Origin of the sequence: Micromonospora pallida (assembly GCF_900090325.1) — a bacterium.
In the GTDB taxonomy this organism is placed as follows: domain Bacteria; phylum Actinomycetota; class Actinomycetes; order Mycobacteriales; family Micromonosporaceae; genus Micromonospora; species Micromonospora pallida.
In genome coordinates, this window is the sequence record NZ_FMHW01000002.1 from 875,424 (window position 1) to 893,373 (window position 17,950).

Genomic DNA, 17,950 nt, shown 5'->3' on the forward strand with positions numbered 1-17,950 from the left:
CATCAGACGTGAGGGGAACAGCACATGCAGTTGCTGGCGGGACGAACCGCCGTGGTCACCGGAGCGGCTCAAGGCTTGGGCCATAGCATCGCGGCGGCGTTCGCCGCGCAGGGGGCAAATGTCGTCCTCGGTGACATCTCCGCAGAACATGTGACCGCCACGGCCAGGTCGTTGAACATCGGTGAGCGAGCGGTCGGTATCGCCTGCGACGTGACCGACGCCGACGACGTGTCTGCCCTACTCAACGTGGCCCTCAAGCGGTACGGCAGCCTTGATGTCCTGGTCAACAATGCGGGATTCACCAGGGACGCGACGATGCGCAAGATGTCCGAGCAAGATTTCGACTCGGTGATCGCCGTGCATCTCAAGGGCACCTGGCTCGGCACCCGAGCGGCGTCCGCGCTCATGCGCGAGCGGGGGACCGGCGGCTCGATCGTGAATGTGTCGTCGATCTCCGGAAAGGTTGGCAACCCGGGGCAGACGAACTACAGCGCGGCAAAGGCGGGCATCGTAGGTCTCACCAAAGCGGCGGCGAAGGAGTTGGGCTTCGCCGGCATCCGGGTGAATGCCATCCAGCCGGGCATCATCGAGACCGCAATGACGGCCGCTATGCGCGAGGACATCCGCGAGGCCCGCCTCAAGGAAGTGCCGCTCGGCCGGTTTGGCCGGCCCGAGGAGGTTGCCTCGGTGGCACTGTTCCTGGCCAGTGACATGGCGAGCTATCTGACCGGCACGGTCATCGAGATCTCCGGGGGTCGAAACATCTGAGCCCCGACCCCTGCCGCGACGTAGCCGGGGCGGGCAAGCACCAAGCGCATCTCAGCCCACAGCCGCGTGAGCGTAGCGGTGCCAACCTCCGGTGGGATGGCCCCAGGCGGCGGGCTGCGGCACCGTCAGCCACCCCCGATGCTTTCGATCCACACCCGTGAGCTTGTGACCAGGACAACGGCGCGCCTGCCCTCTCGCAGGATGCCCGCCGAGCCGCCCACCGCCACCGAACGCACCACGATGCGTGCTTTCACGGCCAGAAGGAGTTCCTCATGACCGACCGTCTCCGCGATGTCTACATCGTCGACGCCGTACGCACCCCGATCGGCCGTTACGGCGGCGCGTTTGCCGGCACCCGCCCCGACGACCTCGCCGCCCACGTGGTCCGGGCGCTTGTCGACCGCACGGCCAACCTAGACCCGGCACGTATCGACGATGTTCTGTTCGGCAACGCCAACGGCGCCGGTGAAGAGAACCGCGACGTGGCCCGGATGGCGGTGCTGCTCGCCGGGTTGCCCGTCAGCGTTCCCGGCGCCACCGTCAACCGGCTGTGCGGGTCCGGCTTGGAGGCCGTCATCCAGGCGGCGCGCGCCATCGCGCACGGTGACGCCTCGATCGTGATCGCCGGTGGCGTCGAGTCGATGAGCCGCGCCCCGTGGGTGCTACCCAAGCCCGAACGCGGCTTCCCCGTCGGCCACCAGCAGATGTACTCGACCACCCTGGGCTGGCGGATGGTCAACCCGCGCATGCCGAAGGAGTGGACGATCCCGCTCGGCGAGGGCGCCGAGTTGGTGGCCGACCGGTACGGGATCACCCGCGAAGCGCAGGACGCCTATGCCCTCGCCAGCCACGAGAAGGCCGTCCATGCCTGGACGGATGGTTGCTACGACGCGGAAGTCGTCGCCTACGCCGGGGTTGACCTGCTGCGCGACGAGTGCATCCGCGACGACACCACCGCCAACGCGCTCGCCCGTCTTAAGCCCGTCTTCCGTGCCGATGGCACGGTGACCGCCGGGAACTCGTCGCCGCTCAACGACGGGGCAGCCGCCCTGCTACTCACCGACGAAGACGGCCTGCGCTCCACCGGCCGCGAACCGCTCGCCCGGGTCCGGGCCTCGGCGGTCACCGGCATCGAGCCCCAGTACTTCGGGGCTGGACCGATCGAGGCGGTGCGCAGGGCTCTGGCCAAGGCCGGCCGCAGCTTCGCCGACCTGCACACCGTCGAGCTCAACGAGGCCTTCGCCGCGCAGGCGCTCGCGTGTCTCGGGGAATGGCCCGACCTCGACCCGACAATGGTGAACCCACGCGGCGGCGCGATCGCGATCGGCCACCCGCTCGGCGCCTCCGGTGCCCGCATCGCCGGGGCAGTCGCCCACCAGCTTGCCGACGCCGGAACGGGCACCGGGCTCGCCGCCTTGTGCATCGGCGTCGGCCAGGGGCTGGCCCTGGTGCTCGAACGCTGACGTCAGCCCCGCCAGACATCCGGGCATGCTCGCCCCCTCGTCGCGTACGTCGTCTGGCTCGCCATCGCGGTCGCGGTGCATGGAGCGATCAACCCGAGTTGGAGATGCTGCCCCTGCGGCCGGGGCACCTGCGGTGGACCGCTCCTGCTGCCTCCGGCGGGCATGGCTCCCGGAGAAGAGTGGTCGCCCGACGGATAGGCGTGCCAGGTGAACGGGCGGGTCCGCACCGGAACTGGCTTCCGTTGCCGGCCCGGGACCCCATCCACCAGGGAGAGTGGCTATCAGGCCAGCGTGACGGCGCCGAAACGGCGCAACCGGCGTTGGGATTCGGCTTGTATCGATCAACCGACACGAACCCCCATGCCCGGTCTTGACGGTCGGGCCGAACCGCCTCGGCGCCCCCCCGTTACCCCCCCCCCCCCGAAAACCCTGGCCCGATGCTGACAATCAGTAACAAGCGATGACTGGTTCGTGGCCGCGTTTGCCCAGCTCAATGACAGCTTTCGACAAGCAATGACAAGTCCTGGATCATCACGGCCGGTAACAAGGGGTCGTCGGTTCGAATCCGGCCGTCCCGACAGACGCAAAGCCCTGACCAGCGAAAAGCTGGTCAGGGCTTTGATCGTCTTCTATAGAGTTTTGAACCTCCCCCCGAAAACCCCTCGTTTACCCGGGTCGGCAACCAGGTTTGTCATCGGTATGCATCGCTGCCTGTGAGGGGTGTGGGACGCCTGTTACGGTCGGCACCGAGGCGCTCGAGGATGTCGGAGACCAGGGCTGGAAATCCGGGCATCCCGAGGTGGTGATCGCGTGTGTTCAGGCTCTTCCGCCGACCGCCGACCGCCGACCGCCGACCGCCGACCGCCGACCGCCGACCGCCGACCGCCGACCGCCGACCGCCGACCGCCGACCGCCGACCGCCGACCGCCGACCGCCGACCGCCGACCGCCGCGCGACCGCGCTTCGGATCGTAGAACTGGTGGTGGCAGGCCATTCGGACCAGCCTGCGCCGAGCGACAAGGCCGCCTGACCGCCGAGCGGTGGTGCGCCCAAAGTAGGCGCACCACCGCTTTTTCGGTCAATAGGTAACTGCGGAGCGCCTGTATGCGAACCAGGCTATACTGCTGTGCGGCGGACTTGTAGCCGGCTGCTCGGTTGTCGCGCCGATTCGAGGAACCACGCCAGGCGTTATGCTGCCTGGGTGAGCATCGATGCCACGAACATGGGCCGTGTTGGCGTTCACGTGGCTGGTGCGATCCTTGAGGGTCAGCTCGGCTGGAGGTTTCGCGAACAGCATGAGTCCGATTGGGGAATCGATGCCCTCGTGGAGATCGTGAGCAACGGCCACCCAACCGGCAAGATTGTCGCCCTGCAAATCAAGGCCGGGCAATCATGGTTTCAACATCGTTCCCACAACGGTTGGACCTTTTACGGCACCAAGCGGCACCGGCTCTATTGGCTCGGGCATGACCTGCCGGTTCTTGTGGTTCTTGTTGACCCGCGAACCGGGATGGCGTACTGGGCGCACGTTACCGAGATCGATGCAGAGCCCACAGCCAGTGCGTTCAAGCTGAACATTCCTGAGTATCAGGTGTTGGGGCCAAGCGCCGCGAGGCAGATCGAGCAGATTCGTCGCATGTGGCAACCAGTGCGCGGCGATCGGTGGTCACGTGCTCGTGACGCCATCGCTAGCTGCCGTGCTGTCGGCATACCCGTTGCGCCGTCGGCATCCTTGTGGGATGCCTTCGCAGCGAGCCTTCCCGCCAGCCAGTTGTCGACGTCTGCGGCCATAACGTTCGGGCTGCGCCTCAGCGGCGATGCTCCCGCCACGGTCAAGACGGCGGCGACCGACCATCGAAGCCCGGTACGTCTTACGCTGGAAGACCTGCGCGGGACCTGGTTTCCTAGTGGGAGCACGGAAGTTTTCGTCTGCGAGAACCATGTGGTCGTCGAGTCCGTCATCCGAACCCTGGGAGTTCGCAGTCGGCCGCTCATTGTGCTCGGAGGTTTTCCAGGCAAGGCGACCGAATACCTCCTACTCGGACTCGGTTTCGCTGGCTGTGTCGTCCAGGTTCACGCCGATCACGATGCTGTAGGGAGAAAAATCAAGGGAACGTTGTTCGGGCAGACCATTAAGTTCCACGAGTGGAAGCCGTGCAAAGACCGCGCCTTGACGGAACTCAGAACATCGAGGGCAGAAGAGCTATGCCTACCCGATCTGCTCGGAGCTTTGCGAATTGCTGATTGAGTAGTCTTGTGGAGCCCGGACACGCCCGGCGCGGACCTGCCCGTGCTGGCGGTCGACGCCCAGAGCGCTCTGACCGGTGGCACTGCGGCCATCGGCCGTCCTACCGAGGTCCGGCGCAACGGGCGCCCAACCGGTCAGGACGCCCGGCGTGCCTTCCTGAACCGGTGAAACATGTCAACGATGATGTCGGTATGAGCACCGAGGTCACCGAAACGTGGCTCGACGACGAGGCCTGGAGCGCCAGCCGGGACGAGCTGTTCGACTGGCTACGCCAGCGCGGCTGGTCCGACAACCAGGGCGTGCTGGAGTACCCGCCGTCGCGGCCACCGTGTCTGATCACCGTCGTGTCGCCGATGGCGAACCCGTGCAAGCCCACCACCATCGACACCGAATTATCCGTCTATCCGCCGCTGGTGGAGTTCGCGCTCGACGGCCGCGAGGACATTTATGACGACAGCCCAAAGAGCTGGAAGTACACGGACACGCCCAGCGAGCGGGAGGTCACGGGCGGTCCGGAGCTGTCTGCCGCCGCTGACGTGGTGACCTCGATGAACGTGGGGGAGGAAGATCCGAGCCACATCCGCGACATGATCGACATGATCGAGGGATGGCGATGGCCGCATACCCTGCCGTCGAAAGATGATCCATGGGTGCAGTTCTGGGAGCCGGGCTACCCCGCCGGGCTCGATGACGCTGAAGCTGCACTCGCCACGCAGGGCTGGCAGCGCAGCGTCCACCTTACCGAAGGCGACGTCTTGAGCCGGGGCACGATCTGCTGGCGGCTCGCCAACCCAAAGGCCAAGTACGGCACGGTCATCACCGTTAGCAGCAGCCACCTCGGTTACCAGGTTTCACCGCCGATGGCGGACTCGGTGTGGGTCAACTACCCAGACACTGCCGCGCTCCTTCATGCCCTGGGCGCCGTTGAGCGATGGACCCCTGACGAGCTTCCTCGCTGGGCGTTCGCGAAACCGTCAGCGCTGCTCGAAGCCGCGTGCCCCGACTGCGCTCAGCCGGCTGGGCAGCGATGCACCTCCGCTCTTGAACCGAGTATGAGCGCCGTACACGCCTCGCGGGTTCCCGAACGGCTCACCGCCGTCCACGTTCCCGCTGCCAAACCCCGCCCCGGCCAGCGACCCGTCAACGCGCGGCGATCCAAGAAACGCTGAAGCACCAGCAAACGCCCCAACCGGGCCACACGAACGGTCGGGAAGCCAAGTTCGGACGATTCTCACTGAGTTGACGCAAGCGCCAAGTCAGGCGGTCCATAAGCCGTGAGAAACCGCCATCGGCGATGGCAAACTACATTCGATCACTAACGACCTCGTGCACGGTTGGTCGCACGAAGATGAGCGTCGTCTCACCGAACGTGGGGTGCGGCGGGTAGGGCCCTGATTCGCCGGGCGTTGTGTTCGATGCGGTCGGTGTGTTGGTGCTCGGACAGGAGGCCGGCGATCGCGCGGATGCTGGCGTCGAAGGATTCGCGTCGGCCGTGGTAGCGGCCCAGAATCCGCCAGTTCTTCAGGTGTCCGATGGCATGCTCGACGCGGATGCGCTGGGAGGAGTGCCGCTTGCGGGTCGCCTCGTGCGCGGCGATGACGCTCGGTGGCAGTGAGGTCTGGCGTTTTCGCGGCTTGGGTCTGGGGGTGATGACCGCGCCGCCGGTGTCGGCTCCCAGGCCCTGGTAGCCGGCGTCAGCGAGAATCTGCACGCCCAGTGGCGCTTGCAGGAGAAGGTCGACCAGTCCGGCGGTGCGTGCCTGGGTGATGTCGTGCATCGAGCCTGGACGTGTCTCGCCGCAGAACAGCAGCCGGCCGAGCGGATCACAGATCACCAGGGCTTTCATCGTGTTCAGCCGGGCTTTGCCGGACACGAACCGGTCCCGCCCGCTCCGCCCGGCGATCGGCCGGCGTACCCGCACTTCGGTGGCGTCCATCAACGCCTGCGGGTGGTGCCCGAGGTAGGCCACGACGTCAGCGAGGGTGCGTAGCCTGATGCCGTCGTATACCCGGCAGCCACGCTCGGCCAGCAGCGGTCGGATCTCCGCGATACTGCGGCTGATCGTCGAGCGGTGCACCCCGAACCAAGCCGCGACTACGTCGTGGGTCAGCCCGTGCCGCAGATGCACCAGCGTGGCCAGCAGCCGATCAACGAACCCGAACCGGTGCTTGGCGTCAGCTCCGATCCGACGACGGCGTGTCCGCGAGGCGAGCCGGTCACGGTGCCGTGCCCGCCATTGCGGCCCCACCTCGCTGACCAGGCTCTCTATCACCGAGCGGGACAGACCCGTCAGCCGACGATTCGTCATGATCGCAGCACCAACCATGGCCGGAACAACGATCATCGATACTCAAGGATTCGCAACCGTGCACGAGGTCGTTAGCCCAGCTAGGCGATAGCCAAAGCCCTCGTTCAGGAGCCACCGTGCCCCGTCCAAGGCATGGAAGCCGGTTTCAGCGATGTCCGGCGCATATCCGACGTCGTGCAGCCATGCCGAAGGTGTGAGGACATCCTGCTCTTTAATGCTCAGCCCTAGCTTCAGCCCTGCGGCCTTCTGCGCAACAGCTTGCACGTGCCGCCAACGCCGTGGAAGCGCGGCCGCCAACTGACGTTCAGCTGCTTTGAGCGGCTCGCTGCGCGAAAGACATCACGCTCTCAAGGATAGAACCTGCCTTGACGTCGGAGCCAGAGCCCTGCTCGGGTCTGGTTAAGTGGCCGACCGCTAAACCGTCGACCCGTTGATCGACAAGCAAATCTTCGCACCGTGAGGAAGGTTCGACCGGATTTCTCGGGCGATCGTCGGGAAGCTTTCAGTGCGGACGTATCGGATTCGATTATGCCGGACGGGTGAGTAAAGATCGGCTACTGAGTCTGGGACGAGGATTCCGATCTCAAGGCGCTTCAGCCCTCCTAGTGCGCGGATTGTCCGTATCGCGCCCGAACTGACCGTTGGGTAGTTGTACTCATGTCCGCCTGACAGAATAGAATCACGCAGTTGATCCTCTGCGACCACAACTCGAAGAACTTCAAGTCGGGGCAGATTGCGCAGCAGCTCAACTTCCGCCCCGGATGGCCATCCAGAAATAGACACTTCCTTCAATGAGGGAAGATTGCCAATTTTTGCGAGGCTCGGACGGTGCCAATCCAGAACAGTCCGGCTTGAGTCGATGCAAAACCATGCCGGTGCGCGGTGCGCATAGTCGACCGCGGACGCCATCCAACGCTGGGCTAGAAAATCTATCCGTTCAAGGGTGGAGTTATTTGGTAGATCGAGGCCATTCCTGGGAATCGCGCTGACATCTAGTGTCAAGCGCCGGAGGTCGGGAAGCGAGACTATCGCGCTGACGTGAGCCTCAATGGATGCGCTATTTGGAATACCGAGCAGTGCCAATTCCCGCAAGCGGGTTCCGTGTAGGCTCTGAAGGCCATTTTGAATAAAGGATTCGTGAATTATTAGGGTGTCTAGTTCAGGGCAAGACGCCGCGTCTTCCAGATCAGTGACGGCTACGCTATCGAGGATAAGAGTGCGAAGGTTTCGGTGGCCCCTGAGGTGAGAAAGCTGATCGAGGGCTACGGTTTCAGCACCGGGCACCTCTTGCACTACGAGTGTGTTTAGTGCCTCCAGCTTTGCTGCGGCTTGGAGTTGGCGTGGGCCGTGAGCCCGGACGGATACATCATCAAGACGCATATCACCGAGAACGGCACTGGCGTAGGATTCCACTGCAGATTCAGGCCAGTAGGCGGCAAGCTTGCCCCTCACCGCCCGGCTTTGCGATTTACCGATCCGAGCCAGCACGGGGAGGGCATCCTCGATATCGAAGCGGTTTACGGTCTCGATGAGTAGGGTGCCCTCTGTATCCGTCAGCAGGGTAGGGTCCGGAATCACGTCCAGCACCACTTCGCCAGCGGCGGCAATTAGATCGACCTGCCGCCAGTCCTCCGGAACAACGAGCCGCGAAGCCTTCTCTCGTACTTCCGATACGAGTGTCGGATCGAGGGCGCCAGGGTGCTCTAGGCACGAAACTGCCAGCAGATAAAGCCGTCGCCTAACGTCATCTTCTTCCTCTCCGCGCTCCACTAGCCCTCGTATAACCCGCTCTCGCTCGTCTCTACGGCTGTGTCCGACGGCCATCACTACGACTTCACGCCAGTGATCCTCGTGGGCATGCTTGATCATGGCGTCGATATCGCCATCGTCAAGGATGGCCTGCGCAGCCAGATATTCTTGAAACGTCTTGTGCAAAAAATCGATTCTTCCGACGACTGGCTCCCTCAATATTCCGGACCGAAGAAGCAGGAAATTTAAGACATCAGATGGTCGGGAATCGACATACGGCATTGCCTTCATGTATCGCGACAGCCGATTGGTCGCGTCTCGCCTGTCGCAATCCGTCCAACCGTTGCGCACGAGCCAATACGCCAGCTGGCCAAGCAAGGCCTCTTGGTCCTGCTGAGACAGGTTGACTCTATCTGCGTTGATGCCCCGCGATTCGTCGCGGCGCACGAGTAGCATTTCAAGGGCGGCTCGATACAACCCCATCCGGTCCTGTGGCAATTGCCGGAAGCGCTCAAGGTGTAGGGCGCAAATCAGAGCGCATAGTAGCGGGTTAGTGGCTAACCTACGGAGGTCCCGGCGCCGGGCGAGCTTGTCCAAGAGTTCTGACTCGTAAGTAGCCAATGCATGCCCAGAATCATCACGAACCTGCCGGATTGCCTTGTGCCATTGACCGACGAATGCTCGAACATCAGACGCCCCCATCGGTAGAAGCATAAAGGTATCGAATTTGCTTGGTACAAGAACCTTGCCGTCGACGGCAGGTGGACGAGACGTAATCACGTATGTGGAATTCGGGTAAGTCTTCACTAGGTCGTTGAGCCATATCCAGACGTCTCCTCGTCGATTTTGAGGCAGTTCGTCAACCCCGTCGATTAGGACGAGAGCACGTCCCGAATTCAGAACCGATGACGCCCACTTCGGAGGTGCCTCGGATGATAGGGCGGGGGCGATCTCTCGCGGAAACAGGTCGGGCGTGGGCAAGTCTTGTAGCGCGTACCGGCGGAGCGGAAGCAGGAAGGGTATGCCCGCCGACCATCCTTCCGGAAGGCTTTCGGGAGACTGCACCGAGTTAACTGCCAGCCATTGCAGTAAGGTCGTTTTTCCTGAACCAGCTTCTCCTCGTATTAGAACGCGTTTTGCGTCAGCCAGAGCTTCATGGACTCTCAGCCGATCCGCGCCAGCGCGCCCGTTACGTCGATTCGCCTGCTCGGAGGATGCGTTAAGACTGAGATAGGCAGTGCTCAAAGAGTAGGCATCGCTGTGCCGCAGGGTTACACCGAAGAGTTGCAGGCGGTCGAGCTTGTCGAGCACCATCTCCAAGTATCTTCGCTCGAAGTTGAGGAGGTCGTGAGATTCTGAGTTTTCCGAGAGTCTATCCAGAGAGTTAGCCATCTCTCCCGTGCGGCGTACGAGCTCTACCTGTACCCGACGCGTGAACTCTGGCTGCCGCGTAATGAACTCAACGATCTGCCAGCAGCACTCTCGCAGCACGCGCTCATAGGCGATCGTTTCCTCGCCACTCAATGCTGCTTTTGCGGCTCGATCGGGATCGCTCCTACGGACTTGTGTATACAGGCGATCGGGGTCTAAGTCAATCTCCAGGAGACTTGAGGCCGTTACCGTTGGCATTTTTCCGAGGGTGTCGCAGGCGGCAATTACAACGCTGCCCCAGGCATCTTCTCCAAGGGAGCCAAACTCGATCTCGCGCAGCCCAGACAGTGCTTCGCCGACTTTGACCGCCATTTTTCCACTGAGGGCGCGCGTCAGACCGTCCAGCCGACGGCCCGGAAGCTTGACCCGGCCTTCGGGATAAACTGGACTTCTCGTAACTCCTGCACCTACGGGCCGTTCGATGGCAACTCGAACGAGGGTTCCGATAGCCGGTCCCAGTAGTTTGACGAGATCCACTGCCCAGCCTCCATGAGTTTGGCTCACCATTGTGCACTGGTTGGAGCCTGGCGTCACTCGCCAGTCAGTGGACGTCGGTCAGGCAGGACGTTGAGCGATGGACGCGATAGGCGTTGCGCTTTTGCCTGCATGATGGTTCGGCAGGTCAGGCCCTCGATGGCCTCTGGTTGACTTCTCTGTCTAGTCCCACCACATGCTTGACGGATTCCTCCCAGCTCATGTTCGACGGTTGGTCTAGGTTGTTGGCACGACCTTGCGGGGTCGCTGTTGCGGTGAGAGAAGACCTTTGATGGTTCCTGGTCCCTTGAGGGCCGCCCTGCGGGAGCTTCGCCGGGTGCGCTCGATGCGGCCCGCTGATCCTGCGGATCCCTGTGACCTGGCCGAGTGGCGGGAAGCTGTGGCGGAGGCGTTGGACGGTCTGGCCGGGGTGTTGCTGTTCGAGGCGGATCGCACTGCTGCTTGGGCGGAGGCGGAAGCTGCCCGTGCTGAGGCGGCTCGGCTGCGCGCGGCGTGCGGGTCGCATCGGGGTTGGTTCAGGCATGGGCTGCGGCCGTGCGGGGGCGGTGGGCTTTGATGCGGGTGACGGGGTGGTGGTTGGTGCGGCGGACGGTGCGTGTGCCGTCGTCGCACTCGATCGCCAGTTCGGTGTCGGAGACCGTGATGGTGACGGTCTTGCCGGCGTGGACGCGGCCGAGGGCGATTTTCTGCCAGGCGACCATGACCACGCCGCTGTTGGAGGCGCGGCGTTGGACCCCGACCGGTTCGGTGGATGGCTGCGGGGCAGGCCCGGCGGGTCGGGCGCCCCGCAGGCCGATGATCTGCGCGGAGGTGAGCGGGTTCGGGCGGGTGCGCAGCAGGTGCCGGGTCTCGGGGTCGAAGAACGCCAGGGTGCCCGCATCGATGCGGGCACCGACGCGGCGGCCGGCGAGGATCTCGGCCGCCAGGACAACGTGCCGGCCCAGTGACACCTTCCCGTCCCGGTTGACGGTGCGGTCGACCTCCACGACTCCCGGACGGCCCGCGGTGTCCAGCGGCAGCGGGGACGGGCCAGCTGGGCGGCCGCCGTGGCGTAGCAGCCCGGCCAGGTCCGTCACCGACAGATGAGACCGGATCGTCTTGATGCGGGTGCCGGCGATGAGTAGGTGGATCAGGTCGGTGTCGGCCCGGAACGTGACCGTCACACCGGAGCGGTCCGGGCCGAGCTAGAACTGCTTCCCGGCGACCTGCAGGTTGCCCGACGGCGGCACGACCCGCTCGAACTCCACCGGACCCGATACCTGTATCGGCAGGGGGATTGCCGCTGGAGGTGAGACGAGGGCTTGGTCGGCCGTCTGGGTGAGTCGCGCCGGCAGCTTCACAGGTACGACCCGCTCCGGCACGGGGATGAACCGGTCGGCGGGGAAGGCCATGTCCAGGGACTGGTGCGGCCGGTCGGTGTTGTATTCGTGCCGGAAGACGTCAACGGCGGCCTGGACGGTCTCGAGGTCGGGCCAGACCGGCACCTCATCGAGGAGTTCACGGCGCAGGGTCTGGTGGAGCCGTTCCACCTTCCCTGTCGTGGTCGGCGAGGCAGGCTGGGTCAGCCGGTGGATGATCCCGTTCTCCCGGCAGATCCGGTCGAACATCACCTCCCCGCCCTTGCCGAACCGCTCGGTGAACTGCTTGCCGTTGTCGGTCAGCACCTCTTCCGGCGCCCCGAACCGTTGCAACCCGTCGGCGAAGGCCAGGCAGACAGCCCGGCCGGTCGCACGGCGCACGACCTGGTCGATGACGCAGAACCGGGAATGGTCATCCACCCCGGTGACCACCTTGGCCTCGGTGCCGTCGGCGAGCATGATCCCGCCGACGATGTCCATCTGCCGCAACTCCATCGGCCGGGACCGCTGCCACCGCACATAGTCCTTACGCCCACGGCGATGCTTGGCCGGGTCGATCAGGCCGTTACGGACCAGAATCCGATACACCGTCATCCGCGACGGCACCGGATCTGGGCAGCCATGCCGACCCAACTCGAACGCGATCCGCCGCGAGCCCCACCGCGGATGATGACGGCGAAGCTCACACACCAACGCCTCCACCTCCGCCGACGCCTGATGCGCACACCCCCGAGGCCGGCGGGACCGATCCTCCAGACCCGCGAGCCCCACCTCCGCATAACGGGCCAGCCAGGAATGGACCGTCTGCCGGGGACACACCGATCCGGGCCGCCACCTCCACCATGGACTCTCCCGCCTGCACGGCCAGGACCTACGTGTTCACCTACCCGTCTCGCAAATCCATGCGAGGCGTGCGGGACCGGACACGCGAGTGCACCCAGAACAGATCCACCCTCTACCGCGACCTCGACGAGATTCTCCTGACCCTCGGCCGGTCGCTACGAGGTTGGGCCAACTACTTCCGCCACGGCTCGTCCAGTCGCCACTTCCAGCAGGTCGACCACCACGCCTGGAAACGCGTCGGTGCCTGGATCCGCCGCAAGCACCACCCCATCCCTGGCGGGAGGTCCGCCGCCGCTTCACCCAAGGCGGACGATACGCCCACAACGGGATCACCTTCCACGACGCAGCCAGCGTCAAGATCGAACGCTACCGCGGCAGCAAGATCCCCAACCCCTGGACCATCACGACCACCACAACCGCGTGATCAACGGGCAAGACACACGGAGAGCCGGATGCGGGGACAACCCGCACGTCCGGTTCGGGCGGGCGGCCAGCGGAAACGGACCGAGAGCAATCCCGGCACCGCGCCGCTGGCCGACCCCACGGCGGCCCGGACGGGCCGCTCGCGCCGGCCGACAGGGCGCGCGGCCGGTGCTCCGCTCGTGCTCCACACCGGCCGCGCCTGGTGCCCGTCGATGGGCACGACAGGGGTTGTCGTGTACGGGCACGATTCCTCAGTGTGACGAGACGGTTGAGTGTCGCTCTGATGGCGGTCGGCGGACTGGTTCTGTTGTCGGTCGCGCTGACGTTGGTTCCCCGGTCCTGGTGGGGCGTCCTGGCTTCCGGATGGCCGGTGCTGGCGCCGACGGCGGTGGGCGTGGCGGTGCTGGTCGCGGGGGTGCTGCTGTGGCGGCGCGACGGCGTGAAGTCTGAGGTGTCCGCTGCGCCGCTGCCGCCGGGTCGGCAGGTGCGGCCCTTGCGGTCGTGGGTGATCCCGGTCGGGGTGGTCCTGGTTGGGGTGGTCACCTGGGCTGCGGTGGCCTGGTTGCAGGGTTCGGTGCCGGCGGTGGGTGACGGGGTGCAGCGGGAACGGTTACGGGTGGAGTCCATCCGCACCGGGTTGACCATCGGTGCGGCGGTGACCGGTGCGTTCGCGTTGCTGTTGGCGTTTCGCCGTCAGCAATTGGCCGAGCGGACCCAGCAGGCCACCGAGTACGACGCCGGGGAGAAGCGGGTCACCGAGTTGTACGTCAAGGCCGCCGACCAGCTCGGCGCGGACAAGGCTCCGGTCCGCCTCGCGGGCCTGTACGCCCTGGAACGCCTCGGCCAGGACAACCCGATCCACCGACAGAGCATCGTGGAGGTGATCTGTGCCTACCTGCGCATGCCCTACGCCCTACCCGACGATCAGCCCGGACCCGCCAGCCAGGCACCACCAGCGACCGATCCCACCTCGGCTCTCCCTGCGGCCGCCAGCGGCGACGACCCTGAGGAACCAGTCATAGACCCGCGAGGAGAACGCCAGGTCCGCCTCGCCGCCCAACGCATCCTCGCCCGCCACCTCCGCCCCACGACCCCCGAAGGAGAACCCAACCGTCTGTACTGGGGCCCGAAACTGGTCTTGGACCTTACCGAAGCAACCCTTATCAACGCCGACTTCACCGACTGCCACCTCCACAACGCCGACTTCACCGCCGTGACATTCCACGGTTACGCTGAGTTCGGCAGGGCGACATTTAGCGGTGCTGCCTGGTTCGATAGGACGACGTTCAGGGGTGCTGCCTTGTTCATCAGGGCGACGTTCAGCGGCGTCACCTGGTTCAACAAGGCGACGATCAGCGGCGCAGCCTGGTTCGCTAGGGCGACGTTTAGCGGTGATGTCAGGTTCAACAGGACGGCGATGGGTGCCGCCGCTGTGTTCAGCGGGGTGACGTTCGGCGGTGACGCCTGGTTCGAGGAGGCCACGTTCAGCGTCATCGCTGCGTTTGACGGGGCCACGTTCAGTGGTGACGCTGAATTCAACGGGGCGACTCTTAATGGGGTGAGGTACGACGGACCGAAGCCAGTCGCCGAATAGCGTTGCCGAATTGACCTTTACGGGGATCAAGGCGCTGGCGCGGTGACCCGGCCCGGCGGCCTCCCGTCCCGGCCCGGCCTGTGGCCAGCCGGGACGGGAGGCCGGCCAGACGGGCCGGCAGGCCGCGCGGAGTTGCCGAACGGATCCGGTGCTCGACGTCGACCAGGGGCGACGAGTTGCCGAACGACCCGTCTTTGGACACCCCGTAAGGCCCCTTCATTGTCCCGACGAGCACCCTGCTACCAGGGCGGAACGTCGACAGCAGGGAGAAGGGGTAGGCTCCCTCAGCGGCAGGAGAGTTTCACCCCCTTCTCGAACTACCAGTCAGCAGACGAATACCCGCGAAATGCGGTCATTCCACGTACCACCCGAGGCTGCGCTGTCGTAGACCAGATTTTCCCGATAGCCATACGCCTTCTGATCGCCCAAATAGCTGGTCCCGTTAGTGAAATCCCAGAACTTAGAGACTGTGCCCGTCGTTTGATTGTTGACCAGCGAGCTGATCCTGTTGTCCCAATTTAGGCCGCCGCCACTAGGCGGGGAGAAGTCCTGAAGGTTGCGGTACCCACACGCTTTGAAATTGATCATATAGCCACTGTACTGAGCGTGCTGCCATAGGCGGAGGTATCCGTATCCGCAGATGCCGACGGTTGTGTCAATATCAGTAGGTGGAACCTTGTGAAGTGCGACCCCGGGCTCCGGTTCTACCGAGTTGCTATCGATCGTCCTAGCCGTCGGATGTATTTTGACAATTTCCGCAAGTTCCGCTGCGTATAGCCGGCGGCGGTCGTGCTGGCCTGCATATCACCGCCCGTGTTGCCGGTTGGGGCGGCGTAGGCCGTGACGGGCGTGCCTCCGAGCGGAAGCGCTGCAGTCGCGGCGAGCGCAGCGGCTGCCCTTCTGGTGGTCCTCACGAAACCTCCTAGGTTCCGACTGAGGGGCGAACGATCTGAACTTCACGCGAAGATCTCTCTATTCCTTGGACAGGTTGGCGGGCGAGGTGCCCTATCGAGGGGCGTTCCGCACGCGCAGTCATAAGATCTTATCTTGCCGCGAATAAACGAAGGGAATCAATGGAGGTGATTAAAGCGCATAAAATTTACGTCTGTCGGATCAAGGATGATTGGGTAGTCGCACCCAATTGCGGGGCCGTGTGGACGTCGACGAGGACGACGCGCCGGGGGGCCTGGCCGCCGCCTTGGTCGTGCTCAATAGGGGGGGGCGTCGTCACCCATGCGCTGTCTGTTCCCCGGGCGCAGGTGGAGCGGCACCCGAAATGCCGGAATCCAGCGACATCATAATGCGTTTGATGCGTAAGGCAACGCGGTGGTGTGGACGGTGCGTTAAGCGATGGCGGACACCCGTCACGATGTACTGGTGACGGAACAACCACCATCCGCTGGCCCCCGGCGGTTCGCCCGCGACATCGCGGTCAACGTCCTGGCCAACCTCATCGCGGCGGCCGTCATCTACCTGCTCGCCGTCATCGCCAGCGCCATCGGCAGGGTCATCGACAGCGGCATCGGCGGTGGCATCACCGCGAACCGGTTCTTGGTGGCGGTCGCCATCATCATCCTGTCGACGGCCGCCTCATCCGGGGTCGCCCTACTCAGGCGGGACCGGCCTCTCGCTGTGGTAATCGCCGCGATCGGACTGGTGATGATCGCGATCATCATCTCAAATCCCCTGGAGGGTCGCCTGTGACATGCCGCAGGCTTCAGGATCCGGTCGAGACAGTAGACCCAACCACGCGATCACACCCAGGCATCACGACCAGAAGGAACGAACCGAGGGCTGCTCGTGCCGGTGGGCAGGGGCGCGCTGTGGTGAGCTGGTCGCGTTCGTTGGGTGGCATGGCCTGGTACCGGGTCCAGAAGGTCTCGAACGGCTTGGTCAGCTCGTCGCGGTAGGCGTCGGACGTCACGGCGTCGCGGAGGCTGACGTGACCGTCGAGGACTGCCCGGGCCAGCTCGCACAGGAGTTCGTGGGGTCCGCCGGCGAGTCGGGGTGAGGGCGTCGCGTCGGTGTACGTCGCCGTCGGCGATGTCGTCGAGGTGGTTCACGTTGTGCCTGGTGTTGCGGCGGTGGGGTGGTCGTAGCGGCCGCCGTCGGGCAGGGCGGGCAGGGCGACCGCGTTGAGGTTGCTCAGTTCGCGGTTGAACAGGGCGCGGTAGGTGTTCACGGCGGACCGTCGGCTCGTAGGCTCTGTGAGGTGGAAACGCTGACCTTGCGCAAGCTGCGGAATGCGGCCGGGGCGGCTCTGCGCGATGCGATGTCCTCGTCGGACGTTGAGCAGTTCTGTACTGGCATCGGCCTCGCTCCGCCGAACCCGAAGAAGGACGACGTCGCATTCAACAGCAAGCAGAAGTACGTGGCGCGCCGTCTGGCCGGCAAGGAACTGCCGGAGTTGCTCCGGATTGCCTCGCATGTGCTGGACGAGTGCAACGGCGGCGAGACCGCTGACGAGCTCGCCCGACTCGTAGCCCAGGCCGAGAGCGGCGGTGTCGCCGGCGAGATGAAGAACCTGATCTTTGCCGCTGATGGCCCCAAGCCCAAGGTCGTACTGCGCGACGCGATCAACAACGACCTCGACCTGGTCGCGAACGAGCAATACTGCCTGGTCTACGACCGGCCATGGCGCTCTGAGGCGCTTACGTTGCGCCGACTCGGGGCCTGGTGGGCCGACCGCGAGAGGCTCGCCGACGTCTCCGAGATCGACGTGTGGCGCAACCTGCTCGAGCGGCTTGCCCGCTCACTGGACAACAACGCCGAGCGGCGGATCTTCAACGTGTACGCCCGGCGGTATCTCCGCCTGGGCGGGGACATTCCGGTGCTGCTCCCGCAGGTGTACTTGAGTTACGACCCGTACCCACAGGCCCGCTACGGCCCGGGCACCGCGGCGCTGGCCCGGCAGCGTATGGATTTCCTGCTGCTCTTTCCGCAGCGGGTTCGAGTGGTGATCGAATGCGACGGAGTCCAGCACTACGCCGACGATCCGGCCACGTCGGGCGCACCGCCGTACGCCAGTCCGCGCCGGTATGCCGAGATGGTCGCCGAGGACCGGGCGTTGCGGCTGCGCGGCTACGAGGTCTACCGCTTCGGCGGGTACGAGCTGACCGAGGGCGAGGACGCGGAACGTCTCCTCGAGGGGTTTTTCGACGCGCTGGCCGCCCGCCACGATCAGTCCGGCTTGCCGGCGTAGGCGACCGCCTGGTCCCCGATCAGGTCAACAGACTTTCCCGAACTGCGCGATGCCCTTGCCGCGCTGAC

At 64.8% G+C, this 17,950-nt stretch carries 14 protein-coding genes; 8 read left to right on the forward strand and 6 right to left on the reverse strand.

What is annotated here, in order from left to right; genetic code table 11:
- Positions 1-24 precede the first annotated feature (24 nt).
- The 4 genes from fabG (at position 25) to GA0074692_RS04040 (ending at position 5,648) form a co-directional block, all read left to right on the forward strand.
- Positions 25-768, forward strand: coding sequence for a 3-oxoacyl-ACP reductase FabG (gene fabG / locus GA0074692_RS04020; protein WP_091639466.1), 744 nt, complete (start codon positions 25-27; stop codon positions 766-768).
- 272 nt (positions 769-1,040) lie between these two features.
- On the forward strand, positions 1,041-2,231 hold the full coding sequence (locus GA0074692_RS04025) for a thiolase family protein (RefSeq protein WP_091639469.1): 1,191 nt from the start codon (positions 1,041-1,043) through the stop codon (positions 2,229-2,231).
- Positions 2,232-3,432: 1,201 nt separating this feature from the next.
- Positions 3,433-4,479: a DUF4365 domain-containing protein gene (locus GA0074692_RS04035; protein ID WP_091639474.1), complete on the forward strand. Its 1,047-nt coding sequence runs from the start codon at positions 3,433-3,435 to the stop codon at positions 4,477-4,479.
- 191 nt (positions 4,480-4,670) lie between these two features.
- The gene (locus tag GA0074692_RS04040) at positions 4,671-5,648 is read left to right on the forward strand and encodes a hypothetical protein (protein ID WP_091639477.1); all 978 of its coding nucleotides are present in this window, start codon (positions 4,671-4,673) and stop codon (positions 5,646-5,648) included.
- Positions 5,649-5,839: 191 nt separating this feature from the next.
- On the opposite strand, the gene GA0074692_RS04045 is transcribed toward GA0074692_RS04040, so the two are convergent.
- From GA0074692_RS04045 to GA0074692_RS35630, 4 genes are all read right to left on the reverse strand, one after another.
- Positions 5,840-6,787, reverse strand: coding sequence for a transposase (locus tag GA0074692_RS04045; RefSeq protein WP_245730121.1), 948 nt, complete (start codon positions 6,785-6,787; stop codon positions 5,840-5,842).
- A 414-nt stretch (positions 6,788-7,201) separates the two neighbouring features.
- Positions 7,202-10,444: an NACHT domain-containing protein gene (locus GA0074692_RS04050; RefSeq protein WP_176738283.1), complete on the reverse strand. Its 3,243-nt coding sequence runs from the start codon at positions 10,442-10,444 to the stop codon at positions 7,202-7,204.
- A gap of 533 nt (positions 10,445-10,977) precedes the next feature.
- Entirely contained in the window at positions 10,978-11,625 is a 648-nt protein-coding gene (locus GA0074692_RS35625; RefSeq protein WP_245730122.1) for a hypothetical protein, read from the reverse strand.
- Between the two features lie 21 nt (positions 11,626-11,646).
- Entirely contained in the window at positions 11,647-12,639 is a 993-nt protein-coding gene (locus GA0074692_RS35630) for an IS481 family transposase (protein WP_342672823.1), read from the reverse strand.
- A gap of 83 nt (positions 12,640-12,722) precedes the next feature.
- On the opposite strand from GA0074692_RS35630, the gene GA0074692_RS36840 reads away from it, so the two are divergent.
- Both GA0074692_RS36840 and GA0074692_RS04070 read left to right on the forward strand, forming a co-directional pair.
- The gene (locus tag GA0074692_RS36840) at positions 12,723-13,346 is read left to right on the forward strand and encodes a group II intron maturase-specific domain-containing protein (RefSeq protein WP_425413376.1); all 624 of its coding nucleotides are present in this window, start codon (positions 12,723-12,725) and stop codon (positions 13,344-13,346) included.
- Between the two features lie 23 nt (positions 13,347-13,369).
- Positions 13,370-14,680, forward strand: coding sequence for a pentapeptide repeat-containing protein (locus GA0074692_RS04070; protein WP_245730125.1), 1,311 nt, complete (start codon positions 13,370-13,372; stop codon positions 14,678-14,680).
- Positions 14,681-15,004: 324 nt separating this feature from the next.
- Here GA0074692_RS04070 and GA0074692_RS35635 read toward each other — a convergent pair whose 3' ends face one another.
- Positions 15,005-15,268, reverse strand: coding sequence for a hypothetical protein (locus tag GA0074692_RS35635; protein WP_245730127.1), 264 nt, complete (start codon positions 15,266-15,268; stop codon positions 15,005-15,007).
- A gap of 789 nt (positions 15,269-16,057) precedes the next feature.
- Between GA0074692_RS35635 and GA0074692_RS04075 the strand changes: the two genes are divergently transcribed.
- Entirely contained in the window at positions 16,058-16,384 is a 327-nt protein-coding gene (locus tag GA0074692_RS04075; protein ID WP_141725139.1) for a hypothetical protein, read from the forward strand.
- Between the two features lie 355 nt (positions 16,385-16,739).
- On the opposite strand, the gene GA0074692_RS36390 is transcribed toward GA0074692_RS04075, so the two are convergent.
- A complete protein-coding gene (locus GA0074692_RS36390; RefSeq protein ID WP_281198764.1) occupies positions 16,740-16,862 on the reverse strand; it encodes a hypothetical protein in 123 nt (40 codons plus the stop codon).
- Positions 16,863-16,892: 30 nt separating this feature from the next.
- On the opposite strand from GA0074692_RS36390, the gene GA0074692_RS04080 reads away from it, so the two are divergent.
- Complete coding sequence (locus GA0074692_RS04080) at positions 16,893-17,882, forward strand: hypothetical protein (RefSeq protein ID WP_141725140.1); 990 nt, start codon at positions 16,893-16,895, stop codon at positions 17,880-17,882.
- Positions 17,883-17,950: the final 68 nt, after the last annotated feature.